This is a genomic window from Actinoplanes sp. NPDC051343 (assembly GCF_044455125.1).
GTDB lineage: Bacteria > Actinomycetota > Actinomycetes > Mycobacteriales > Micromonosporaceae > Actinoplanes.
The window spans coordinates 1,278,951-1,301,293 of sequence record NZ_JBITEL010000001.1 but is presented as its reverse complement, the minus strand read 5'-3'; the positions used below and the strand labels follow the sequence as shown (position 1 = coordinate 1,301,293).

Genomic DNA, 22,343 nt, shown 5'->3' with positions numbered 1-22,343 from the left:
GATCCGCGCCGTCACCGCCCATCCGATCGACCGCGAAAAACGTGTTATCCGAGGAAGGCGGGCCCGTCCCCCATACTCGGGCGGTCAACAACGGCCGCGACAGGGCGACACGGAAGGCACCAACATGGCGGAACAGGCCGACATCGCGACCGTCATCGCGGCCCGGGCCGGCGACCACGCCGCGGTCGACCGGCTGGTCGCCGGCTACCTGCCGCTGGTCTACACGATCGTGGGACGCTCCCTGGAGGGTCACGCCGACGTCGACGACGTGGTGCAGGACGTCATGCTGCGGGTCCTTCGCAACCTGCACGACCTCCGCGAGCCCGAGGCCTTCCGCTCCTGGCTGGTGGCGATCACGGTCCGCCAGGTGAGGGAGCGGTTCCGCGCCCGGCGCGGCGCACCCGAGGCGTTGGTCCATGAGGACGTACGCGACCCCGGGGCCGACTTCACCGACCTCGCCATCACCCGTCTCGAACTGTCCGGCCAGCGCCGGGAGACCGCCGAGGCCACCCGCTGGCTCGACGAGGACAACCGGGAACTGCTGTCGCTGTGGTGGCTGGAGGCGTCCGGTGAGCTGACCCGCGACGAGATCGTCGACGCGACCGGGGTGACCCGGCAGCACGCCGCCGTCCGCATCCAGCGCATGAAGGGACAGCTGGAGACCGCCCGCGTGGTCGTGCGGGTGCTGGCCGCGGTGCCGCCCTGCGCCGAGCTCCAGACGATCACGCAGGAGTGGGACGGGCGCCCGGGACCGCTGTGGCGCAAGCGGATCGCCCGGCACACCCGGGAATGCCAGTGGTGCGGCCCGCAGTGGAACGGTCTGGTCGCCGCCGAGCGGCTGCTCGCCGGCATGGCCCTGGTGCCGATCCCGGCCGGCCTGACGGTCAAGGCGGCAGCGGCCGGCGCCGGTGGCCACGCGGCCGCCGGTCATCTCGCGGCCAAGATCAGTTTTGGGATCTCCCGGCGGGTGCTGACCGCGGCGCTCTCGACCACCGCGGTCGCCGGTGCCGGTGCGGCGGTCGTGGTCTATCAGCACCAGGACACCCCCACCAAGCCGGCCGCCGCCGTCGCGGTGGCGACGCAGCGGCCCGTCGCCCGCGCCGCCGTGCCCGCGCCGTCGTCGCCGTCCGCGTCGCCCTCGCTCTCCCCGTCGCCGACCGCCACGCGGAAGAAGACCACCAAGCCGGTCGTCGTCACGGCCAAGGTGAGCGGCAAGAAAGGCGTGAGCGTCTGGAAGTTCACCGGGCTCAAGGACGCCCTGCACGACGTCGGCGCCACCTGGTACTACAACTGGGCGTCCAACAACAACGACGTACCCGGCCCGTCCGGCGTCGAGTTCGTGCCGATGATCTGGGGCAAGCAGAACGTCACCGACGCCACCCTGAAACAGGCCAAGAGCGAGGGCACCGAGTTGCTGGGCTTCAACGAGCCCGACCAGGGCGGCCAGGCCAACATGAGCGTGGAGGACGCGCTCGCCGCCTGGCCCAAGCTCGAGGCGACCGGCATGCGGCTGGGCAGCCCGGCCGTCTCGTACGGCGGCGACCAGGCCGGCGGCTGGCTCGACCGCTTCATGACCGGCGCGGCCGGCAAGGGCTACCGCGTCGACTTCATCACCCTGCACTGGTACGGCTCCGACTTCAGCGACGCCGCGGTCAACCAGTTCCTCGGCTACGTCGACGCCGTGCACAAGCGTTACGGCAAGCCGATCTGGATCACCGAGTACGGCCTGCAGAACTTCTCCGGCTCGCCCAAATACCCGACCGGGGCCCAGGAGGTCGCCTTCATCACGGGCACCACCAAGGGCCTGCAGAGCCGCTCGTACGTCGAGCGCTACGCGTGGTTCGCGCTCCCGGCGGTCGGCGACAGCGTGCCGTTCGGCCTCTACAAAGACGGGGACACTCCCACCGACGCGGGTAAGGCGTACAAAGCCGCGGGCTAGTGTTCTGAACATGATTCGGTTCGGCTACAAGGCGTCGGCGGAGCAGTTCCCGCCGACCGAACTGCTCAACTACGGCGTGCTCGCAGAGGAGCTGGGCTTCGACTCCGTCTTCGTCAGTGACCACCTGCAGCCGTGGCGGCACGACGGCGGGCACGCGCCGGCCGCGCTGCCGTGGCTGGGTGCGCTCGCCGCGCGCACCGAACGCGTGATGATCGGCACCAGCGTGCTCACGCCGACCTTCCGCTACCACCCGGCCGTGGTCGCCCAGGCCTTCGCCACCCTCGGCATGCTGGCGCCGGGCCGCGTGGTGCTCGGCGTCGGCTCCGGCGAGTCGCTCAACGAGGTGCCGCTCGGCATCCCGTGGCCGGACGGTAAGGAGCGGTTCGCCCGGCTCAAGGAGTCGGTCCAGCTGATCAAGCAGCTCTGGGCCGAGGACCGCGTGAGCTTCGAGGGGCAGTACTACTCGACCGAGGTCGCGACCATCTACGACAAGCCGGAGATCCCGGTGCCGATCTACATCGGCGCCTCCGGCCCGGCCGCGACGCGCCTGGCCGGCCGGGTCGCCGACGGCTTCATCACCACCAGCGGCAAGGGCCACGACCTCTACACCGAAACCTTGCTCCCGGCGGTCAAGGAAGGTGCCGAGAAGGCGGGTCGCAAGCTCGACGACCTCGACCTGCTGATCGAGGTGAAGGTGTCCTTCGACGAAGACATCGACAAGGCCCGCAACGACACCCACTACTGGGGTGCGCTGGCCCTCTCGCCGGACGAGAAGACCGGCGTCGAGGACCCGATCGAGATGCAGCGACGGGCCGACGCGCTGCCGGTCGAGCGCACCGTGACCCGCTGGATCTGCTCGTCCGACCCGGCCGAGCACGCCCGGCTGGTCGGCGAATATCTCGACATGGGCTTCAAGCACCTGGTCTTCCACGCGCCGGGCCCCGACCAGGAGCGCTTCCTGCGCCTCTACGCCGAGCAGATCCTGCCCCAGCTGCGCGACCGCGGCTGACCACGGTCACTGGGGACCGGGCCGGCCCCCAGTGATCTCCCGCGGCGGCACGGCGCGCAGCCGGCCGCTGCGAGGGAGCCCGCTCTCGGTCCCCTCGCCGTTGATCACCCGCAGGTCGGGCCGCTGCCGATAACCCTCGAGGTGCCGGCGCCGCGTGCCGACCTCACGCGGCGGCTCCTCCGCATCCTCGCCGTCCCGGCGCACGTCTCCCGTACGTGGCCCCGAAGCGCTCGCCGGGTACGCCGGACGGTCGAGCGGAGCCGGAATGTCGGCAAGCCAGAGGTCAGCCGGCTCCGGGTTGCGCCGCGGCGGCCCCCAGATCGGCTCGGCGGGACCGCCCTGTTCTCCGGCGGCGCGACGATCCGCGGGCGGCACCCGCCGGTCGGGCACAGCGCGGAGGCCCGCCCGAGGTGGGGTGATGGCGTGGGTGGACGGCTGGGCGAAGTCGGCGCCGGGCGGGGCTGAGTGGCGGTCCGGCCGGGGTGGGGTGATGGCGTGGGTGGACGGCTGGGTGAAGTCGGCGCCGGATGGGGCCGAGTGGCGGTCCGGCGCCGGTGCGACGGCGGCGCGGTTGGACTGCTGAGCGAACTCCGGGTCGGGCAGGGCCGAGTGGCGGGGTGGGTGACGGGTGCGGGTGCGGAACTCGGTCCGGAGGGCACGCAGCCAGTGCCGGACGGTGGTGCGGTTGTGGCGGGAGTTGCGGCGCAGGCGGGGATAGGCGACGCCGGGAACCTCGGTGACGGTCAGGCCGCGGGCGGCGGCGCGTACGGCGAGGAGGGCCTCGATCTCGGGGCCGTCGCCCCACACCGGGAGTGTGGCCGACGGGTCGGGCAGGGCCAGGCGGTCCGCGGCGTCGCGCCAGAAGGCGGTGTAGCCGAAACCGGGGTCGGTGCGGCGCACGCGGTAGAGGGTGTTGAGGAGCCAGACCAGCGCGAGGTTGAGGGCGCGGCGGAAACGGCCGGTGGTCAGGTCGCGGCCGCCCTCGCGGTAGCGGGAACCGGCGGCCACGTCCGCGCCGGCCACCAGCGCGTCCACATAGCGCGGCAGCTCGCCGGGGTCGGTCGCGCCGTCGCCGTCCAGGATGACCACCACGTCGCCGGTGCCGGCCGCCACGCCGCAGGCGAGCGCGTTGCCGAGGCCGGCGCGGGTCTGGCGAACCAGGACGGCGCCGGGGTACGCGGCGAGCACCACCGCTTCGGGCACCGGGGCGGCGGTCACGACGATCAGCTCGTCGGCGGCGGGTAGCGCGCGCAGCATCGGGGGCAGACCGGCCGCGTCCCGGACCGGGATCACGATGCTTACGGAGAGTGACGATCGCCGCGGCCGGTGGGGCCGCCGGTAGGGCGGCCGGTCGGGCGGTGAGGGAGGCATGGCGGTGCTCCTCGCGTTGATTCGATCTTCGAAGCTACCGGTCGGCACCCGTCCGGCAACCCGCCGGAACGGTGGAGGGGCCTCGGCTCAGCGGTTCGTTTCGGGCGCGGCCGATGCCGCCCGGAAAATACGGCGACGGCCCGGTTTGCGGTTTGTTGGGCGATTACTCTGCGTACAAGAAGGGGGTTTTGGGGGTAGGGTTTGTTTTGTCACGGACGAAGGGAACTGTCGCAGTGAAGCTTGGTCTGCACATCGCCGATTTCACCTGGCCCGAAGGCGCTCCCCGGCTCGGCGCCGTCTTCGGCGACATCGCCGCCGCGGCCGACGAGGCCGGTTTCGACCGGGTCAGCGTGATGGATCATCTCTGGCAGATCGGGGTCAACGGCCCGCCCGAGCACGAGATGCTCGAGGCCTACACCGCCCTCGGCTACCTGGCCGCCAGGACACGCAACGTCAAGCTCCTCACCCTGGTCACCGGCGTCACCTACCGCGACCCGGGGCTGCTCGCCAAGGCGGTCACCAGCCTCGACGTGCTCTCCGGCGGCCGCGCCATGCTCGGCATCGGCGCGGCGTGGAACGAGGAGGAGTCGCGCGGGCTCGGCCTGCTGTTCCCGCCGACCAAGGAACGCTTCGAGCGGCTCGAAGAGGCGCTGAAGATCTGCCTCCAGATGTTCCACGGCGACGAGACGCCGTTCCAGGGTCAGCACTACCAGCTCGGCCGGCTGCTCAACTCGCCCCTCCCGCTGAGCCGCCCGCACCCGCCGATCCTGATCGGTGGCGGGGGCGAGAAGAAGACGCTGCGGCTGGTCGCCCAGTACGCCGACGCCTGCAACCTCTTCCCGACACCCGAGGTGCAGCACAAGCTCGACGTGCTCAAGCAGCACTGCGACGACGTCGGCCGCAATTACGACGACATCGAGAAGACCGTGCTCTTCCGGTTCGACCTGGGGGAGAACGGTGAAAACGTCGGCGAGATCCTCACCAATCTGCGCAACCTCGCCGCGATGGGCTTCACGGTCGCGCACGGCGGCGTGAAGCGGCCGTGGGTCACCGAGCAGTTCGAGACCTTCCAGAAGGAGATCATCCCGGCGATCGAGGGCCTGTGATCAGGGCGGTCATCTTCGACCTGGACGGCGTCATCATCGACTCCGAGGAGGTCTGGGAGGAGGTCCGGCGCGGCTACGTGGCCGAGTACGGCAAGCAGTTCCTCCCCGACAGCCAGGACCGCATGATGGGCATGAGCACCCCGGAGTGGTCCCGGCACCTGGCCGAGGAGGTCGGCGTCCCGCGCACACCGTCGCAGGTCGCGGACGACGTGCTGGCCCGGATGGCCGTGCGCTACCGGGCCGACCTGCCGCTGATCGAGGGCGCGGTGCCGGCCGTCCGCCGGCTGGGGGAGCGGTTCACGCTCGCCCTGGCCAGCTCGTCGGCGCGCATCCTCATCGACCAGGTGCTGGCCACCGCCGGTCTGACCGACGCCTTCGCGGTCACCCTGTCGACCGAGGAGGTGCCGCGCGGCAAGCCGGCGCCCGACGTCTATCTGACCGCGGCCGACAAGCTGGGACTGCCACCGGCCGAGTGCGCGGCGATCGAAGACTCGAGCAACGGCCTCCGCTCGGCCGGCGCGGCCGGGACGGCGGTGATCGCCGTCCCGCACGGGGTCTATCCACCGGCGGCCGACGCGCTGGCCATGGCGTCGTTGACGGTCACCGGCATCGACGCCCTGACCGCCGACGCGGTCGCCGCGCTACGCTGATCAGGGCATCACCAGCGAGGAGCGCGTTGCCGCGTTGATGAGTTCAGGACGCGATCGCCGCCGGCGAAGCCGTCGCCGGGCGCGCCCTGAACTCATCAACTTTCAGCGGCGCACGCGCGATCGAGCGCATAAGCAGGCAGGGTCAGGTTGGTGCTGCGGTGTCCGGCGATTTTGAAGGTCAGGTCGAGGAACCACTTCTGGTTGTTGACGTAGTTGCGCAGGCGGATGCCGGTCGCGGTCTTCGGGGCGAGGAACATGCCGGTGGTGTCGCCGCCTTTCTGGGTGCCGCGGGCGAACTTGCCGATCCGCTGCTCATAGCGGGGGAACGCCACGGTGTGGTCGCCGCCGGCGGCGGCGAGTTCGCCGGCCAGGACGTACGCCGAGACGAGTGCGGTGCCGTTGCCCTGGCCGCCGATGGTGGCCCCGCAGGCGGCGTCGCCGACCAGCGCCACCCGGCCGCGCGTCCAGGCCGGGTTGTCGACGCGGCAGATCTGGTCGAACCAGAAGCCGTCGGCCGAGTCGAGGTGGGAGAGCAGTTCCGGGGTCAGCCAGCCCATGCCGGCGTAGCGGTCGCGCAGGATCTGCCGGGCCGCCACGGGGTCGTGCCGGTCGTACGACAGCTTGGGTGAGCGGAAGCAGAAGGTGGCGCCCCCGCGGCCGGCGCCGGCCATGCGGCCCGGGGTGTTGTGCATGACGAGGGCGTCGTCCGGGCCCAGCGGAGCGGGCACCTCCCAGCCGGCCACGTAGTAGCCGAGGTGCTTCACGAACTCTTCCTCCGGCCCGAACGTGAACCGGCGCACCGCCGAGTGCACCCCGTCGGCGCCGATAACCAGGTCGAAGCGGCGCTGCAGGCCGCTCGCGAACGTCACCTCGACGCCGGCCGGCGTGTCGGTCATGGCCGCGATGCGGTCGCCGAACAGGTATTCGGTGCGGTCGCCGGCCGCGTCGCAGAGGATGCGGGCCAGGTCGCCGCGCTGCACCTCGAGGTCGCCGCCGGCCAGGCCGGCCGGCCACGCCATCAACGTCGCCCCCTGTGCATCGACGAACCGCATCTCGGTGCCGTGGGTCTCGACCGCCCGCAGCGCGTCGAGGATGCCCATCTTCGACAGCACGCTCATGTGCAGCGGCCCGCGGAAGTCGACCGCGCTGCCGCCGGTGCGCAGGGCCGGGGCGATCTCGACGATCGTCGGCTGGTGGCCGTAGCGGCCGAGCCAGTAGGCCAGCGCAGGCCCGGCGATGCTTGCGCCGGAAATGAGGATCCGCATGTCGACTCCAACTGTGTCCGGTGGACTCAATTACTTCTGTGTACGGTAGACACGGTTTGAAGGGAGCGCAAGATGACAGGCGACTTCTTGTGGCAGGAGCGAGCCCGGCCGACCCGCGGGCCCAAGCCGGCGCTGACGCTCGACAAGATCGCCGACGCGGCCATCGCGATCGCCGACGCCGAGGGCCTGGCCGCGGTCTCGATGCAGCGGGTCGCCGCCGACCTCGGCTACACCAAGATGTCGCTCTACCGCTATCTGCCGGGCAAGGCCGAGCTGGTCGCGGCCATGATCGAACGCGCGATCGGCGAGCCGCCGGTCATCGGGGAACAGCCGTGGCGCGAGGGGCTCCAGGCGTGGGCGCGGGCGCTCCTGACGGCCTGCGAAGGGCGCGCGTGGGTTCAGGAGGCGACGACCGGATCCCGCCCGATCGGCCCGAACGAACTCGGTTGGACCGAACAGGCACTCCGCGTACTCCCGCCGGCCCTGACCGGCGCCGAGCGCATGGATACCGTGGCCACCGTGGCCGGGCACGTCCGCATGATCGCCGGTCAGAACGTGCAGAAGGCCCCCGAGCAGTCACTGCTGCGGGCCATGTCCGAGCATGCTGACCGCTTCCCGGCGGTCGCCGCGGCGATAGCCGACATCGCGGTCAGCGGCGGTACGGACGAGGCGTTCTCGTTCGGGCTCGAACGCATCCTGGACGGCCTTGAGGTGCTGATTCGCGGCCGGTAGCGATCAGGACGCATTCAGGTGTGAAAGATCCTCGCGCGGGGTAGTCGGCTGCCGACTTCGCTCGGAGGAGGTGCCCGTGCAGGAACTGGCAGCGGCGAGTGGCCTACGGCTGAATCTCGACATATTCGACTACCTGATCCTCGCGCTTTATTTCGTCACGGTGCTCGGGATCGGGTTCGCGGCCCGAAGAGCGATCAAGTCGAGTGCCGACTTCTTCCTCTCCGGCCGTTCCATGCCGGCCTGGGTGACCGGGCTGGCGTTCGTCTCGGCCAACCTCGGCGCCCTCGAGATCATCGGCATGGCGGCCAACGGCGCCCAGTACGGCCTGCTCACCGTCCACTACTACTGGGTCGGCGCGGTGCCGGCGATGGTGTTCCTGGGCATCGTGATGATGCCGTTCTACTACGGCTCGAAGGTACGCAGCGTTCCCGAGTTCCTGCGCCGCCGCTTCAACAACTCGACCCACCTGTTCAACGCGGTCAGCTTCGCGCTGGCCCAGGTGCTGATCGCCGGCGTCAACCTGTACGCCCTGGCCCTCATCCTGCAGGCGCTGCTCGGCTGGCCGCTCTGGCTGTCGATCGTCATCGGCGCCGCGATCGTGCTGACCTACATCAGCATCGGCGGGCTCTCCTCGGCGATCTACAACGAGGTGCTGCAGTTCTTCGTGATCCTGGCCGGGCTCATCCCGATCACGATCATCGGCCTGGTCAAGGTCGGCGGCTGGCACGGCCTGACCGAGAAGGTGCGGGCGACCAAGCTCGGCGACGCCGCCCTGCACACCTGGTCGGTTACCGGCTCGACGCACAACCCGCTCGGAGCCAACTGGATCGGCATCGTCTTCGGGCTCGGCTTCGTGCTGTCGTTCGGCTACTGGACGACAAACTTCGCCGAGGTGCAGCGGGCGCTGAGCGCCAAGGACATGAACGCGGCCCGGCGTACGCCGATCATCGGCGCGTTCCCGAAGATCTTCATCCCGCTCCTGACCGTGATCCCCGGCCTGATCGCCGTCGTCACCGTCAAGGGGCTGGGCGCCAAGAACGGCGACCTGCAGTACAACAACGCGATCCCGCTGCTGATGCGCGACCTGCTGCCGAACGGCGTGCTCGGCGTCGCGGTCACCGGGCTGCTCGCCTCGTTCATGGCCGGCATGGCCGCCAACGTGAGCGGCTTCAACACGGTGTTCACGTACGACATCTGGCAGTCCTACGTCCGCAAGGACCGCAGCGACGACTACTACCTGCGGGTCGGCCGGATCGCCACGATCATCGGCGTGCTGATCGGCATCGGTACCGCGTTCATCGCGTCCGGCTACTCCAACATCCAGAACTACATCCAGGCGCTGTTCTCGCTCTTCAACGCGCCGCTGTTCGCCACGTTCATCGTCGGCATGTTCTGGAAGCGGATGTCCTCGTGGGCCGGGTTCTACTCGCTGGTCCTCGGCTTCCTCGCCTCGCTGGTGCTGTACGTCGGCTACCTGTCCGACGTCTTCAAGTTCGGCTCCGACCTCGAGGAGAGCTTCTGGGGCGCCGGCCTGGCCTTCGTGGTCGCGGTCGTGGTCGCGGTGATCGTCACCATGTTCACCAAGGCGAAGGACGAGTCGGAGTTGCGCGGGCTGGTCTACGGCCTGGGCAGCAGCACCCCGAGCGGCGAGGTCATCCTGGCCGAGGGCACGACGTGGTGGCGCAACCCGGTGGTCCTCGGCGTGATCGCCGTGGTGATCGCCCTCGCCCTGTACATCCCGATCTGGTAGGAGAGCAGTCATGGCGCAAGACACCAAAACCAAGAAGGCGGCGCGGCTCTTCGACGTCCGGCTGGTGATCGGCGGCCTGTTCACGATCTACGGCGTGATCGTCACGTTGATCGGGCTGTTCGACAACCACTCCGAGATCGAGAAGGCCCAGGGCGTACGGATCAACCTCTGGATGGGCCTCGGCATGCTCGTGGTCGGGCTGCTGATGCTGCTCTGGCTGCGCCTCAACCCGCTGCCCACGCCCGAACCGGGGGCCGATGAAGCGGACGACGCCGGGCCAACTGATTGACGAAGCGGTGTGACCCGGTTGCGACCGGGTTGCACAGCTTCCTCATATGTTGGGTTGCGGTCTGACCTTCCGATTACACGGGGCATGGAACCCCTGTCCTCAGTCAGCTTCGCTACCGCGGGCGGCAGTCGCACCGCCGGGTGGCAACAACAAGTGCGCGTCGACTACGTCGTCAACAAGGTCTCGCAGACGCACCGCGGCCAGTCCGAGGATGCGGTTGCGCAGGCGATCCAGGATCAGCTCCGAGCAGTCGGAGTGGTGCCCAACGGCCGGAAGGTAGCCCAGTACGCCACCGCGATCTCGGCCCTGCCCGAAATCCCACCCAAGCGCAAGTGATGCGAAGGGCCCGGATCAACGATGATCCGGGCCCTTTCAGTTTCAGGCGGCCGGGAACCGCAGGATGCGGTCGTCGTTCGGTTTGGGGTCGCCGCGGCCGTCCTGGTTCGAGGTGGTCAGCCAGAGTGCGCCGTCCGGTGCGATGGCGACCGTGCGCAGGCGGCCGTACCTGCCCGTCAACTCGGCCTTGGGCGGTCCGCCGTCGAGCGGGACCGTCCACAGCCGCTCGCCCCTGAGCCCGGCCACGTAGAGCGTGCGGCCGGAGATCGCGGCGCCCGACGGGGAGGCGTCGTCGGTGTGCCACTGCACGATCGGGTCCTCGTACTTCGGGTTGCCGGTTTTGCCCTCGGCGTCCGGCCAGCCGTAGTTCTTCCCCGGCTTGATGATGTTGACCTCGTCCCAGGTGTTCTGGCCGAACTCGATCCCGTACATCGTGCCGTCGGACGCCCAGGCGAGGCCCTGCACGTTGCGGTGGCCGTAGCTGAAGACCGGCGAGCCCGGGAACGGGTCGCCGGGCGCCGGTCGGCCGTCCGTGGTCAGGCGCAGGATCTTGCCGTTGAGATCCGTCTTGTCCTGCGCGGGGCCGCCGCCCGTGCCGCCGTCACCCGTCCCCGCGTACAGAAAACCGTCGGGGCCGAAGGCCAGCCGCCCGCCGTTGTGAATCACGTTCTTGGTGATCCCCTTCAGGATGACCTGAGGCTTGCCGCCGTCGTCCAGCTTGAACCGGACGATCCGGTTGTCGTCCTTCGCGGTGAACATGGCGTAGAGCCATTTGTTCTGCGCGTAGTGCGGGTCAGCGGCGATGCCGAGCAGGCCGCCCTCGCCGGCCGGGTCCACCCCGGGCATCCGGTAGACCTTCTTCGGCGTGCCCCCGTCCGTCGAAACCTGCAGAATGTCAGCCTTCTCCCGCTCACTGACCAGCGCCGAGCCGTCGGGAAGGAAGGCAAGCCCCCACGGCACCCCAAGGCCGTCAGCAACGGTCTGCGGACGGGACAAATCGGGCGTTCCCGTTTTGCCAGCCGAGGAACCGGAGACGGGCGCGGGCGCCGGGGTCGACGGGGTCGTCGGCGCGGCGTCCGGGGTGGGTGAGCCCGATGAGCAGGCCGCGAGAACACCGGCCGCCAGGACGACCAGGCACGTGCGCAAGCGTGAGGTCATCCATCCACCGTGCCACGCCCCAGCGAGGAGCGCGTTGCCGCGTTGATGAGTTCAGGCTGTGACCGCCGCCGGCGAAGCCGTCGCCGGGCGCATCCTGAACTCATCAACTCCCAGCGGCGCACGCGCGATCGAGCGCAGAGGCACAGTGCGCATAAATACAGCGATCGAGCGCATAAACACAGTTTGCCGGACTCGGCCCGGCCCCCCGTTCGAAGATGAGGCCGCGCGGTCCGGCGGCCGCAGGGCGGAGAGACGAACCGGTGCGAGCTTGGACGCGGCCGTTGCCGGTTGCGCTGCTGACGATCACGACCGTTCTGGCGTACGGCGTGCCCCAGACCCCGGCGCAAGCGGCCCTGGCCCCGGTCATCTCGTGGAAGGCGTGTCCCGAGGACGCCAAGGTGCAGTGCGGCACGATGAAGGTGCCGGCCGACTGGTCCGATCCGGGCGGCCCGACCGCCTCGATCGCGATCGCCCGCCGCGCCGCAACCGACCCCGCCCACCGCATCGGCGAGCTGCTGGTCAACCCGGGCGGTCCGGGCGGCTCGGCGGTCGACATGGTGCTCAACGCGTCCGGCTTCTTCACCAGCACGCTGACCCGGTATTTCGACCTGGTCGGCATGGATCCGCGCGGGGTCGGCCGCAGCGCACCCGTGCTCTGCTCGCAGGACCTCGTCGACGCGGCACCCTCGCCGCTGATCGAGACGAAGAAGGCGTACGACGACACCGTCGCGTACAACCGCAAGCTGGCCGCCGACTGCGCGCAGCACACCGGCCCGGTGTTCGCCCACGTCGACACGGCCAGCGTGGCGCGAGACATGGACGCCGTGCGGAACGCGCTGAAGGCCGGCCAGATCAGCTTCTACGGCGCGTCCTACGGCACGCTGCTCGGGGAGCAGTACAACCAGATGTTCCCGGGCCGGCTGCGCGCCCTGGTCCTCGACAGCGTGATGGACCACTCGGTGGGCGTGGACGACTTCCTCACCCAGGAGACCGACGCCGCCCAGGACTCGTTCGAGCAGTTCATCGCCTGGTGTTCCCGCGACGTCCGGTGCGTGGTGCGCGGCCAGGACATCCGCGCGCTGTGGGCCGGGCTGATGGCGCGGGCGCGGGCCGGCACGCTGCTGGATCCGTACGACCACCTGCACAAGCTGCGCCTGTCCGACCTGCTCGCGGCCGCTTTCGCCGCGTTCTACGACCCGCAGTGGTACTCGTTCGCCTACTACCTGCGGGACGCCCAGGCGCTCAGACCGGAGGGCCGGAAGGCCACCCCCGACCTGACCGATCACAGCTTCCCGGCCGTCTTCTGCGCCGACTGGAAGCTGCCGGCCGGCGGCTTCACCGACTACCAGGCCCGGCTGCGCGCGCTCGCCGCCCGGGCGCCGCAGATCCTCGCCTCGCCGCTGGCCGTGACGGCGACCTCGGGCTGTCTGGGCTGGCCCAACCGGCCGGCCGCCCCGCAGGCCCCGCTCACCCCGTCACCGATCCCGACGCTGCTGGTCAACGCGGCCCACGACCCGGCGACCGCTTACGCCTGGGCGGCCCACGTGACCCGGGAGCTGGGCCCGAAGGCGGTGCTGCTGCGCTATCGGGGCTGGGGTCACGTCGCCTACAGCAAGACCAAGTGCGTGAGCGGCCTGGTCGACCACTACCTGATCACCCTGGACACCCCTGCCCCGGGAACCACGTGCAAACCGGTCGAGCCGGAGCCGTTCGGAGTGGGGTGACGGCCGGCGGGGTGGTTCTCGTCACGCTGGCGTCGCGGTGACCACGGAGTATCGTTAGCCAAGCTAAATACTCTGTGCATCCAGGAGGCGCCTTGAGTCGCCGCGCCCCCAAGGCGTCCATTCACGCGGACGTCCGGCTCAGCTGGCTTCGGCGCGCGCTGCCACTCGTCCTGGCTCACCGCGCGCTGCTGTTCACCTCGCTCGCCCTGTCGTTCGCCGGGCTGATCGTGCAGGTGCAGATCCCCAATCTGGTGCGGATCGGCATCGACAAGGCGGTCAGCACCCACGTCGACCCGCTCGCCAGGTACGTCTGGTGGATCATCGCGCTGGCGGTCGTCCAGGGCCTGATCAACTTTGCCGCGCGGTTCCTGCTGCTGCGCACCGCGTACGAACTCGAGTACGACCTGCGCAACGTCATGTACACCCACCTGAACCGGATGTCGTTCGGCTTCTTCGACCGGGTGCAGACCGGCGAGCTGATGTCGCGGGCCAACTCCGACATCCGCTCGATCCAGATGTACCTGACGTTCGGGCCGTCGATCCTCGTGCAATGCACGATCGCCGTGGTCGCGTTCGTGCTGATGCTGACCATCAACGTGCCGCTGGCCATCGTCGCCATGCTCACGATGCCGGTGGTCGGCGTGCTCGGCGTGGTCATGCGCAAGAAGACGTTCCCGGTGTCCTGGCTGATCCAGTCCCGGCTGGCCGAGGTGGCCACCGTGGTCGACGAGAACATCCAGGGCGTACGCATCGTCAAGGCGTTCGCCGCCGAGGGCCGCCAGTTGCGCACGCTGGCCGAGACCGCCGACCGGCTCCGCTGGGCCTACATCACCGACACGAGGATCAGCAGCCGGTGGAGCCCGGTGATGGACAATCTGCCGCGGCTCGGGCTCGCCCTGGTGCTGCTGTTCGGCGGGATCATGGCGATCGACGGGCACACGACGGTCGGCACGATCGTGGCGTTCAACTCGTACGTCCTGATGCTCCAGCCGCCGTTCCGGATGCTCGGCATGATCATCATGATGGGTCAGCGGGCGGCGGCCTCGGCGCAACGGATCTACCAGATCCTCGATACGCCTTCCGACGTGGTGGAACGGCCCTCGGCGAGTGCAACTCAACTGCGCGGCGAGCTTGCGTTCGTTGACGTCTGTTTCGCGTACCCGAATGGGACCCTGGCCCTGCAGGGCCTTGACCTGCGCATCCGGCCGGGAGAAACGGTGGCCGTGGTCGGCGGGACCGGCTCCGGCAAGTCGACGCTCGGGCGGCTGGCCGCCCGCTACTACGACGTGACCGGCGGCCGGGTGACCATCGACGGCCACGACGTCCGCGACCTGAAGCTGACCTCGCTGCGCGAGCAGGTCGGCATCGTGCCCGACGAGCCGTTCCTGTTCTCGATGTCGATCCACGACAACATCGCCTACGGGCGGCCGGACACGAGCCGCGCCCAGGTGATCGCGGCGGCCGGGGCGGCCGGCGCCGACGGGTTCATCCGCGACCTGCCGGACGGCTACGACACCGTGGTCGGCGAGCGCGGCTACACCCTGTCGGGTGGCCAGCGGCAGCGCATCGCGATCGCCCGCGCCCTGGTCATGAACCCGCCGGTGCTGATCCTCGACGACGCGACCAGCGCCATCGACGTCACCGTCGAGCAGCGCATCCACGAGTCGCTGCGCAACCAGATGCAGGGCCGCACCACGCTGATCGTGGCGCACCGGCTCTCCACGATCAGCCTGGCCGACCGGGTCGTGCTGATGGAGGGCGGCCGGGTCGTCGCCGACGGTACGCACGCGTCGTTGCTGGCCACCGAGCCGCGCTACGGCCGGGTGCTGGCGTCGCTGTCCCTGGAAGACGAAGACGAGGTTCTCGCGTGAGCATGTTCGGTGGCGGCTTCGGCGGCTTCCACGCCGGCGGGCGTTCCGCGGTCGGCGCGGCCGGTCGGGGCGGGGGCGGCGGCAACGGGCTGCCGTTCGCCGGCATCCCGGCCGACCTCGCGGCCGGCGTGGCCAAGCTCGAGGCGAGCGAACCCGACCACGGCGACCCGGACGTCCACTACGACCCCCTTCAGGACCGCGGCGGGAAGATCGCACTCGGCCGGCTGTTGCTCGGCCACCCGGCCTACCTGATCACGTCGGGCATTGCGGTGCTGGTCGAGACCACCCTGCTGCAGGCCGGTCCGGCGCTGGTGCAGATCGGCATCGACCACGGCATCGCCCGCCACAACATGACCGTGCTGGTGTGGGCGACCGCGATCTTCGTGGCCGCGGTCGTCGCGACCGGCTTCGCCACCGCGACCCGCATGCGGCAGACCGCCCGGCTGGCCGCCTCGGCCACCCGTGACCTGCGCATCCGCATCTTCGCCCACCTCCAGCGGCTGTCGCTCGACTTCTACACCGAGGAGAAGGCCGGCGTCATCCTGACCCGGATGACCTCCGACGTGGAGTCCCTGCAGAACCTGCTCCAGGACGGTTTCGCCCAGTTCGGCATCCAGGCGCTGACCATGGTCGTGGTCACCGCCGTGCTGATCCACTACGACCCCATGCTGGCCCTGATCACGCTCGCGCTGGTCGTGCCGCCGCTGACGATCATGTCGCTGTGGTTCCGGCGCGCCGCCGACCGGGGCTACAACCGGCAGCGCGACGCGATCGCGTTCATGCTCGGCAACCTCGCCGAGAGCCTCAACGGCATCCGCGTGGTCATCGCCCACAACCGCGGCGAGCGCAACATCGTCGACCACCGCGAGGTGGTCGGCGACTACACCGACACCAACAACTACACCGGCCGGATCAACGCGATCTACGGGCCCGGCACCTCGGTCGTCGGCCTGATCGCGATGGCGATCATGTTGCTGATCGGCGGCCGGATGGTGCTGCGGCACGAGCTCACGATCGGCGAGCTGACCGCGTTCGTCCTCTACATCAACTCGTTCTTCCAGCCGGTGCAGCAACTGGTGCAGCTCTATACGCAATACCAGCAGGCCCGGGCCGCGGTCGGGAAGATCCGCGGCCTCCTCACGACCCGGCCTTCGGTGCGGCAGTCGCCCTCGGCGACCGCGCTTCCCCCGGTACGCGGTGAGATCGTCTTCGAGGACGTGAGCTTCGGATATCTGCCCGCGTCGCCGGTTCTTCGGAATGTGTCGATCCGGATCGCGCCCGGGGAGACCGTCGCCTGCGTCGGCCCGACCGGAGCCGGCAAGTCGACGATGGCCAAGCTCGTCACCCGGTTCTACGACCCGACCGCGGGGCGCATCCTGATCGACGGCCACGACCTGCGGGACGTCACCCTCTCGTCGCTGCGCTCGCAGATCGGCGTGGTGCCGCAGGAACCGTTCCTGTTCGTCGGCTCGCTGCGCGAGAACATCGCCTTCGCCCGCCCCTCGGCGACCGACGAGGAGGTCTGGGCCGCCGTCGACCAGGTCGGCCTGCGCGACCTGGTCGAACGCTCACCGGACGGCCTCGACACCCAGCTGCACGAGCGCGGCCAGTCGGTGTCGTCGGGGGAACGGCAGCTGCTGGCGCTGGCCCGCGCGTTCCTGGCCGAACCCCGGGTCGTGGTGCTCGACGAGGCCACCTCCAACCTCGACCTGCACTCCGAGCTGCGGGTCGAGGCCGCACTGGACGCGCTTCTGCAGGGGCGGACGGCGATCCTGGTCGCCCACCGGCTCTCCACCGCGATGCGTGCCGACCGCATCATCGTGGTCGACGACCACGGCATCGTCGAGTCCGGTTCCCATGATGAGCTGGTATCGGCCGGTGGACGTTACGCGGCAATGTTCGAGACATGGGCGGCGCACGCCTAGTTTCTCTGGTAGGCAGGGTATTGACGGACAGCTCTGCCTACTTCGGAGGATCGATGCGGATCTTGCCGGTTCTAGCAGCTTCCTTACTCCCGGTGGCCCTGGTCGCGGCGCCCGCCGCGGCCTCGCCGCCAACGCCGGGGCCGACCGCCAGCGGTTACGGCGGGGCGGTCGCCTCGGTCGACCCCACCGCCACCGCGGCCGGCCTCGACGTCCTGCGCCGCGGCGGCAACGCGGTCGACGCCGCCGTGGCCGTGGCCGCCACCCTCGGCGTCACCGAACCCTTCAGCTCGGGCATCGGCGGCGGCGGCTTCTTCGTCTACTACGACGCCCGGCACCATCGCGTCTCGACCATCGACGGGCGCGAGACCGGCCCGGCCACGATGACCTCCACCTACTTCATCGACCCGGCCGACGGGCAGCCGTACGACTTCCCCGAGGCCGTCTACAGCGGCCTCTCCACGGGGGTGCCCGGCTCGCTCGCCACCTGGGACGCGGCCGCCCGCAACTGGGGCACGCGTCCGCTGGCCTCGGCCCTGAACGACGCGGCCGAGGTCGCCGACCGGGGTTTCCGGGTCGACCCGACCTTCAACTCCCAGATCGCCGCCGACGCGGTCCAGTTCGGCCAGTTCTCGTCGACGACCAAGCTCTACCTGCCCGGCGGCCGCCCGCCCGCGGTCGGCACCACCCAGCGCAACCCCGACCTCGCCCGCACTTACCGCGAGCTGGCCCGCAAGGGCATCGGCGACTTCTACCGGGGTGCGATCGGCTCGGACATCGTCCGGACGGTCCAGCACCCGCCGCTGGCGTCGAAGCCGATCGGCACCTGGGCGTACCCCATCCGGCCCGGCGTTCTCACCCAGCGTGACCTGGCCGCCTACCGGGTCCGGTCCCCGGCCCCGACCCACTCCGACTTCAGAGGCCTGGACGTCTACGGCATGTCGACCCCGTCGAGCGGCGGCACCGCGGTCTCCGAGGCGTTGAACATCCTCGAGCAGTTCCACCTCTCGCCGGCCGACATGACCAAGGTGCTGCACTACTACCTCGAGGCGTCGGCGCTGGCCTTCGCCGACCGCGGCCGCTACGTGGGTGCCTACACGCCGCAGCCGGTCCTCTCCCGCCTCGCCTCGGACTCGTGGGCCCGGCAGCGTGCCTGCCAGATCTCGCCGACGAAGGCCTTCGTCCCGCCGGTGGCGCCCGGTGACATCCACGCCTCCGGCTGCACCCCGGCCGCCGCGTCGGCCAAGCCCACCGAGCAGGGCCGGAGCACGACCAACCTCACGGTGGCCGACAAGTGGGGCAACGTCGTCGAATACACGCTGACGATCGAGCAGATCGGCGGCAACGCGATGGTCGTGCCGGGCCGCGGCTTCCTGCTCAACAACGAGCTGACCGACTTCAACTTCACCGGCACCCAGGGCGCCGCCCCCGACCCCAACCTGCCCGGCCCGTCGAAGCGCCCGCGCAGCTCGATGTCCCCGACGATCCTGCTCAAGGACGGCAAGCCGTTCCTGGCCGTCGGCTCACCCGGCGGCGCGACCATCATCACGACGGTGCTGCAGATCCTGGTCAACCGCCTGATCCTCGGCATGTCCCTCCCGGAGGCGATCGCCGCCCCACGGGCGTCCCAGCGCAACACCGCGGGCATCCAGGCCGAGCCGGCCTTCCACGCGGCTTACGGGCCGGCTCTTGAGGCGCTGGGCCACACCTTCGGCGCGGACAGCCCCGAGCTGGGCGCGGCAACCGGCATCGAATTCACCGGCCACGGCGGCCTGGTGGCCGCCGCCGAGCCCGTACGCCGGGGGAGCGGCGCCGCCGGCGTGGTCCACCCGACGTCGTAACCCCGTCCCGGGCGCCTCGTCCGCGCCGGTTCGTCGTGGCGGTCAGCCGACCTCTTCGACGATGCCGGCGAGGGCGGGGCGCTCGGCGCCGGTCCCTTCGGCGGGGGCGACGGGCGGGCGGAATCGGGCGCGCAGGCGCTTGCCGGCGCTGTGCAGGCCGGCGAGCAGGAGGCCCAGGGCGATGCCGAGGGCGGCGCCGAGGATCGGGGAGTTGGCGAAGGCGGCGCCGCCGAGGCGGCCCAGGCCGATCGAGTACGCGGCCCAGAGCACGCTCGACACCGCGCTGGCCAGGTAGAAGGGCCGGAGCGCGAGCGCGACCGATCCGGCCGTCAGGGTGCTGGCGGTCCGCCCGTACGGAATGAAGCGTGCGATGACGATGGCGGCGGCACCCTGCCGCAGCAGAGCGCGCTCGGCCACCGCCTTGGCCCGGGCCAGCTTGGCGTTCCTGAGCCGGGGACCCGCCTTGCGCCCGACGTAGTAGGAGAACCGGTCGCCGGCCACCCCTCCGGCGACGGCGGATCCGGCCAGGGCGGCGATGTTGGGCGAGCCGGTCGTCGAGACCGCGGCGAGCCCGATGAGGATTGCCTCGGACATGGCGACCGGGACGAAGCCGTCGAACGCCACCAGCAGAAACATGATCACGTAGAGCCACGGCGACGAGATCAGTGGCATCAGGTAGTGGAGCATCTGGTGACCTCTCGTCCGTCCGGCGCCCTATCTTGCAGGCCCGGCCGCGATGCCGCTGCCCTTCGCAACCTCGGTGAGATCAACACCACCGCTTTCCCGCGGGAGACGCTAGCGTCTATTTCTTAGACGTTGATCTATGTCTAGGGGAGATCGGATGACCACACGCAGACGACTGACCGCCGCGGCCGGGGCGTTGATCACGGTAGCGGCGCTCGCCTTGAACGGCACGCCGGCGGCCGCCGCTCTCGCGCCGCCCGGCGTCACCCACGAGCAGAACCCGCGCGTGCCGGAGGGCGCGGTCTGGACCGAGGCCTACTTCCCGTCCGCCGACCACAGTGGCGTCGAACTGCACGCCGACGTCCTCCGGCCGGCGAACCTGTCGCCCCACGCCCGGACGCCGGTGATCCTCGCTGTCGGCCCGTACTTCGGCCACGCCGGCCAGACCGGGCCGGAAGGGTGGACCCGGACCGGCCCGTCCAACCGGTTCGAGGACTTCACCAGCGGCACCGGCCTGTTCGCCCGCGGCTACACCTACGTCATGGTCGACCTGCGCGGCTTCGGCGGAAGCACCGGCTGCCTCGACTGGGTCGGCCCGGGCGAGCAGGCCGACGTGAAGGCCGCGATCCAGTGGGCGGCCACCCGGTCGTGGTCGACCGGCAAGGTGGGCATGTACGGCAAGTCGTACGACGCCGTGACCGGTCTCGTCGGCAACGACCTGCGGCAACCCGCGCTGAAGGCGGTGGTGGCGCAGGAGCCGGTGTGGAACATGTACAACTACCTGTTCAGCAACGGCGTCCCCCGGCCCAACGTGACCGGCACCCCGAACGCCTACAACGGGATCGCCACGATGGCGCCGCTGCCCGACGACACCGCCCGCTACCGGGCGGCCGCGGCGTACGAGGATTCGCACCCCTCCTGCCTCTCCGACAACCTGACCAACAACAACAACCCGGACCTGGACTCGGCGTACTGGCGCGCCCGCAACCTCGCGGCCAAGGCCAAGGGCACCAGCACCCCGCTGTTCATCACCCAGGGCTTCATCGAGAACAACACGAAGCCGGAGGACACCGAGGAGTTCCTCGACAACCACCACGGCGTCGAGCGTGGCTGGATGGGCCAGTGGGAGCACGTCCGGGGCAACGAGAGGAACGCCGCCGGGCAACTGCTCCAGGGCCGGGCCGGGTTCTTCGACGAGGTCATGCGCTTCTACGACTTCTTCCTGAAGGGCATCGCACCGAAGATCCACGATCCCGCGTTCGCCATCGAGGACAGCACCGGCGTGTGGCGCGCCCAATCCAGCTGGCCCCAGCCGTCGTCGTACACCGCGGCCGGCCTGGCCAACGGCCGGTATGCCGACGACGGTGTCGCCTCGACGCTGGCCGCGCCGGCCGGGTGGGACATGGAGCACTACACCGATCCCGCCCCGTCCGCCGCCTTCGCCCCCGCGGCCGGCGACGCGCACAGCTACTTCACCTGGTCCACCCCGACGACCTCCCGCCTCCGGATCACCGCCACGCCGTCGATCACGCTGAACGCGGGCGCGGCGGGCAACGTGATGGTGCGCCTGTGGGACGTCGCCCCGGGCGGCACCGCGGTGATGTTCGACGAGAACGTGGCGCTGATCGAACGAGCGGGCCGGGTCGCGTTCGACCTGAAGGCCACCGACTGGACCTTCGAGCAGGGCCACCAGCTGGGTGTCCAGATCGGCACGATCGGCAGCAGCGGCTGGCTCGACACCCCGAGCGGCAACACGATCGACGTCACCCGCGCCCGGCTCAACCTCGCGCTGCAGAACCCCCGGTACGACCGGCCCACCCAGGGCGACCGGTCACCGTTCCTCGACACCTACCTCCGCCAGTACACCCGGACGCTCACCGGCGTCGGAGCGGGCACCTTCCGCCTCACCCTCCACTGACGACACGGCGACAGGCGCGGACCGGTCCGGCCGGTCCGCGCCTCAAGCCGGATCGCCTGCGGGCTGCCAGCGCAGCAGGTCACCAGGCTGGCAGTCGAGCGCTTCGCACAGCGCCTCCAGCGTGGTGAAGCGGACCGCCTTGGCGCGGCCGTTCTTGAGTACGGCCAGGTTGGCCGGCGTGATGCCGATGCGGTCCGCGAGTTCGCCCACCGACATCTTGCGCTTGGCCATCATCACGTCGATGTCGACGGTGATCGGCATCAGATCACTTCTCCCAGCTCCGCCTGCATCTGAGCCGCCTCGACGTCGCGGGCCACGGCCTGCGCGAGCAGCATCCGCAGCACCACCACGACGAGCGCGACCCCCAGGATGGCCAGTCCGATGCCGCCGATCAACAGGACCACCCCGGGAGCGACGGCCTCGCCGGGTGCCAGCACGACGCCGAGAGCGAACGCCAGCAGCGCCGCCGCCACGAACCCGCCGATCATGACGTGGACGTACCGGAAGGCGGCGGGCGAGAACACGGTCCCGCGCCGCACCATGCTGACCAGCTGCCAGACGCAGGCCAGCACCACCTGAGCCGCGAGGATGCCCAGCACGACGATCACCAGGATCGGGCCGGGCCCGTACGCGAGCTCCGGGATGTCCTCGAGGTCGCGGCTCAGGAGCACCACCATCACCGTCTGAACGAACAGAGATCCGGCGAGCAGTGCCACCAGCACCACCCGCAGCGCAAGTACCGCGAATTTCCCCATAGCCCCTCACCCGGCCGATCGAC

At 70.3% G+C, this 22,343-nt stretch carries 19 protein-coding genes; 13 read left to right on the top strand and 6 right to left on the bottom strand.

Features of this window, described 5'->3' with window-relative positions:
• The first annotated feature begins 124 nt into the window (after nt 1-124).
• Nucleotides 125-1,939 carry a sigma-70 family RNA polymerase sigma factor gene (locus ACIA5C_RS05820; protein WP_396051637.1) on the top strand — a complete coding sequence of 605 codons (1,815 nt, stop codon included), beginning with the start codon at nt 125-127 and terminating at the stop codon, nt 1,937-1,939.
• A gap of 10 nt (nt 1,940-1,949) precedes the next feature.
• Entirely contained in the window at nt 1,950-2,948 is a 999-nt protein-coding gene (gene fgd / locus ACIA5C_RS05815) for a glucose-6-phosphate dehydrogenase (coenzyme-F420) (RefSeq protein WP_396051635.1), read from the top strand.
• A gap of 6 nt (nt 2,949-2,954) precedes the next feature.
• On the opposite strand, the gene ACIA5C_RS05810 is transcribed toward fgd, so the two are convergent.
• On the bottom strand, nt 2,955-4,319 hold the full coding sequence (locus ACIA5C_RS05810; protein ID WP_396051633.1) for a glycosyltransferase: 1,365 nt from the start codon (nt 4,317-4,319) through the stop codon (nt 2,955-2,957).
• A gap of 233 nt (nt 4,320-4,552) precedes the next feature.
• On the opposite strand from ACIA5C_RS05810, the gene ACIA5C_RS05805 reads away from it, so the two are divergent.
• Both ACIA5C_RS05805 and ACIA5C_RS05800 read left to right on the top strand, forming a co-directional pair.
• Complete coding sequence (locus ACIA5C_RS05805) at nt 4,553-5,425, top strand: LLM class F420-dependent oxidoreductase (RefSeq protein WP_396051631.1); 873 nt, start codon at nt 4,553-4,555, stop codon at nt 5,423-5,425.
• Complete coding sequence (locus tag ACIA5C_RS05800) at nt 5,422-6,075, top strand: HAD family hydrolase (RefSeq protein ID WP_396051628.1); 654 nt, start codon at nt 5,422-5,424, stop codon at nt 6,073-6,075. The genes ACIA5C_RS05805 and ACIA5C_RS05800 overlap by 4 nt, the downstream gene beginning before the upstream one ends.
• Nucleotides 6,076-6,170: 95 nt before the next feature.
• On the opposite strand, the gene ACIA5C_RS05795 is transcribed toward ACIA5C_RS05800, so the two are convergent.
• Nucleotides 6,171-7,340, bottom strand: coding sequence for an FAD-dependent monooxygenase (locus tag ACIA5C_RS05795; RefSeq protein WP_396051626.1), 1,170 nt, complete (start codon nt 7,338-7,340; stop codon nt 6,171-6,173).
• Between the two features lie 72 nt (nt 7,341-7,412).
• On the opposite strand from ACIA5C_RS05795, the gene ACIA5C_RS05790 reads away from it, so the two are divergent.
• The 4 genes from ACIA5C_RS05790 (at nt 7,413) to ACIA5C_RS05775 (ending at nt 10,447) form a co-directional block, all read left to right on the top strand.
• Nucleotides 7,413-8,072 (top strand): TetR/AcrR family transcriptional regulator, encoded by a 660-nt coding sequence (locus ACIA5C_RS05790; protein ID WP_396051624.1) that lies wholly within the window; start codon nt 7,413-7,415, stop codon nt 8,070-8,072.
• A gap of 76 nt (nt 8,073-8,148) precedes the next feature.
• Nucleotides 8,149-9,822, top strand: a complete 1,674-nt coding sequence (locus tag ACIA5C_RS05785; RefSeq protein ID WP_396051622.1) for a sodium:solute symporter family protein — start codon at nt 8,149-8,151, stop codon at nt 9,820-9,822.
• 10 nt (nt 9,823-9,832) lie between these two features.
• The gene (locus ACIA5C_RS05780; protein ID WP_396051621.1) at nt 9,833-10,111 is read left to right on the top strand and encodes a hypothetical protein; all 279 of its coding nucleotides are present in this window, start codon (nt 9,833-9,835) and stop codon (nt 10,109-10,111) included.
• A 153-nt stretch (nt 10,112-10,264) separates the two neighbouring features.
• On the top strand, nt 10,265-10,447 hold the full coding sequence (locus tag ACIA5C_RS05775) for a hypothetical protein (protein WP_396051619.1): 183 nt from the start codon (nt 10,265-10,267) through the stop codon (nt 10,445-10,447).
• A 42-nt stretch (nt 10,448-10,489) separates the two neighbouring features.
• Here ACIA5C_RS05775 and ACIA5C_RS05770 read toward each other — a convergent pair whose 3' ends face one another.
• Nucleotides 10,490-11,605, bottom strand: coding sequence for a PQQ-dependent sugar dehydrogenase (locus ACIA5C_RS05770; RefSeq protein WP_396051616.1), 1,116 nt, complete (start codon nt 11,603-11,605; stop codon nt 10,490-10,492).
• A 260-nt stretch (nt 11,606-11,865) separates the two neighbouring features.
• On the opposite strand from ACIA5C_RS05770, the gene ACIA5C_RS05765 reads away from it, so the two are divergent.
• From ACIA5C_RS05765 to ACIA5C_RS05750, 4 genes are all read left to right on the top strand, one after another.
• Nucleotides 11,866-13,329, top strand: a complete 1,464-nt coding sequence (locus ACIA5C_RS05765; protein ID WP_396051614.1) for an alpha/beta hydrolase — start codon at nt 11,866-11,868, stop codon at nt 13,327-13,329.
• Between the two features lie 92 nt (nt 13,330-13,421).
• Nucleotides 13,422-15,200: an ABC transporter ATP-binding protein gene (locus tag ACIA5C_RS05760; protein WP_396051612.1), complete on the top strand. Its 1,779-nt coding sequence runs from the start codon at nt 13,422-13,424 to the stop codon at nt 15,198-15,200.
• A gap of 2 nt (nt 15,201-15,202) precedes the next feature.
• Nucleotides 15,203-17,125 (top strand): ABC transporter ATP-binding protein, encoded by a 1,923-nt coding sequence (locus ACIA5C_RS05755; RefSeq protein ID WP_396052038.1) that lies wholly within the window; start codon nt 15,203-15,205, stop codon nt 17,123-17,125.
• A 53-nt stretch (nt 17,126-17,178) separates the two neighbouring features.
• Nucleotides 17,179-18,963 (top strand): gamma-glutamyltransferase family protein, encoded by a 1,785-nt coding sequence (locus ACIA5C_RS05750; RefSeq protein WP_396051610.1) that lies wholly within the window; start codon nt 17,179-17,181, stop codon nt 18,961-18,963.
• Between the two features lie 42 nt (nt 18,964-19,005).
• Here the strand turns inward: ACIA5C_RS05750 and ACIA5C_RS05745 are convergent, their stop codons facing one another.
• On the bottom strand, nt 19,006-19,650 hold the full coding sequence (locus tag ACIA5C_RS05745; RefSeq protein ID WP_396051608.1) for a DedA family protein: 645 nt from the start codon (nt 19,648-19,650) through the stop codon (nt 19,006-19,008).
• A 154-nt stretch (nt 19,651-19,804) separates the two neighbouring features.
• On the opposite strand from ACIA5C_RS05745, the gene ACIA5C_RS05740 reads away from it, so the two are divergent.
• Complete coding sequence (locus tag ACIA5C_RS05740; protein WP_396051606.1) at nt 19,805-21,565, top strand: CocE/NonD family hydrolase; 1,761 nt, start codon at nt 19,805-19,807, stop codon at nt 21,563-21,565.
• Between the two features lie 42 nt (nt 21,566-21,607).
• Here the strand turns inward: ACIA5C_RS05740 and ACIA5C_RS05735 are convergent, their stop codons facing one another.
• Complete coding sequence (locus ACIA5C_RS05735; RefSeq protein ID WP_396051604.1) at nt 21,608-21,826, bottom strand: helix-turn-helix domain-containing protein; 219 nt, start codon at nt 21,824-21,826, stop codon at nt 21,608-21,610.
• Entirely contained in the window at nt 21,826-22,320 is a 495-nt protein-coding gene (locus ACIA5C_RS05730; protein WP_396051602.1) for a DUF2975 domain-containing protein, read from the bottom strand. The genes ACIA5C_RS05735 and ACIA5C_RS05730 overlap by 1 nt, the downstream gene beginning before the upstream one ends.
• Nucleotides 22,321-22,343 lie beyond the last annotated feature (23 nt).

Excerpts from the sequence above, each read along its gene's own strand:
- ACIA5C_RS05820 (WP_396051637.1), top strand. The coding sequence starts at position 125 with ATGGCGGAACAGGCCGACATCGCGACCGTCATCGCGGCCCGGGCCGGC.
- fgd (WP_396051635.1), top strand. The coding sequence starts at position 1,950 with ATGATTCGGTTCGGCTACAAGGCGTCGGCGGAGCAGTTCCCGCCGACC.
- ACIA5C_RS05810 (WP_396051633.1), bottom strand. The coding sequence starts at position 4,319 with ATGCCTCCCTCACCGCCCGACCGGCCGCCCTACCGGCGGCCCCACCGG.
- ACIA5C_RS05795 (WP_396051626.1), bottom strand. The coding sequence starts at position 7,340 with ATGCGGATCCTCATTTCCGGCGCAAGCATCGCCGGGCCTGCGCTGGCC.
- ACIA5C_RS05790 (WP_396051624.1), top strand. The coding sequence starts at position 7,413 with ATGACAGGCGACTTCTTGTGGCAGGAGCGAGCCCGGCCGACCCGCGGG.
- ACIA5C_RS05780 (WP_396051621.1), top strand. The coding sequence starts at position 9,833 with ATGGCGCAAGACACCAAAACCAAGAAGGCGGCGCGGCTCTTCGACGTC.
- ACIA5C_RS05770 (WP_396051616.1), bottom strand. The coding sequence starts at position 11,605 with ATGACCTCACGCTTGCGCACGTGCCTGGTCGTCCTGGCGGCCGGTGTT.
- ACIA5C_RS05755 (WP_396052038.1), top strand. The coding sequence starts at position 15,203 with ATGTTCGGTGGCGGCTTCGGCGGCTTCCACGCCGGCGGGCGTTCCGCG.
- ACIA5C_RS05750 (WP_396051610.1), top strand. The coding sequence starts at position 17,179 with ATGCGGATCTTGCCGGTTCTAGCAGCTTCCTTACTCCCGGTGGCCCTG.
- ACIA5C_RS05745 (WP_396051608.1), bottom strand. The coding sequence starts at position 19,650 with ATGCTCCACTACCTGATGCCACTGATCTCGTCGCCGTGGCTCTACGTG.
- ACIA5C_RS05740 (WP_396051606.1), top strand. The coding sequence starts at position 19,805 with ATGACCACACGCAGACGACTGACCGCCGCGGCCGGGGCGTTGATCACG.
- ACIA5C_RS05735 (WP_396051604.1), bottom strand. The coding sequence starts at position 21,826 with ATGCCGATCACCGTCGACATCGACGTGATGATGGCCAAGCGCAAGATG.
- ACIA5C_RS05730 (WP_396051602.1), bottom strand. The coding sequence starts at position 22,320 with ATGGGGAAATTCGCGGTACTTGCGCTGCGGGTGGTGCTGGTGGCACTG.